Raw genomic sequence first — 704 nt, 5'->3', positions numbered from 1 at the left:
GCCTTCGGCTTGCTTGCGGCGCTCGTTGTAGGCGCGCATGCGTGGGGGGTAGCCGGTGAGCTGGACGTCGTAGACCGGCAGTGCCAGGTTGCGCGCCACCTTGTGGATGACGGCGGGGGAGCCCACCCGTCGCCGTGTCCATTCGCCGTCGTCGGCGACGGCGACCGCGGTCGTGTCGGTCGCGAACGTCTCAGGCTCGACGTAGAACTCGACGCCACGCCTGCTCTTGGCGAACTCGATCAATGCCTCGATGTCGGCATCCGTAGCCTCCCGGTCGAACTTGGCCAGCCGTTGACCGCGGCGCTTGCGCAGCCCGTATCGGTCCCGCCATCTCATGTTCCCTGTATACCTCTCCGGACGCGTTCCCGCTGAGTCTCGGGAATCTTAGGGGATTTCTCCAGTGTGGTGTACTTGCTCCAGGCGGATAATTCGGCATCCACGCTTACCCCGAAATCATCGCCGCAGGGGAACCGGTGGTCACGGTGCGGCCGGACGCCCCGCTGTAGGAGTTCAGGGCCGTGGCCAGAGCCGTTCATCGCGGTGACCCGAATACCCCTTGATAGGCGCCCTCCCGCGGCGATGCGGATATGCGCCCCGAGCGGATTCGTTCAATTAACGATTCCATGGTGTAACGGCTCGATCACCCTCGCCCGAAATCGAGCCGTTACACCATGGAATCGTTAATTGAACGAATCCGCTCGGGG

1 protein-coding gene is annotated in these 704 nt (G+C 63.8%); it reads right to left on the bottom strand.

The window, feature by feature from the left end; translation table 11 throughout:
* Positions 1-336, bottom strand: a 336-nt coding sequence (locus C1I98_RS39465; RefSeq protein ID WP_111172243.1) for a hypothetical protein, incomplete at its 3' end; no start/stop codon positions are given.
* Positions 337-704: the final 368 nt, after the last annotated feature.

This window comes from Spongiactinospora gelatinilytica (genome assembly GCF_003236385.1).
GTDB lineage: Bacteria > Actinomycetota > Actinomycetes > Streptosporangiales > Streptosporangiaceae > Spongiactinospora > Spongiactinospora gelatinilytica.
Note: the sequence above shows the minus strand (reverse complement) of the source record. Positions and strands in the feature narration are given on the sequence as shown.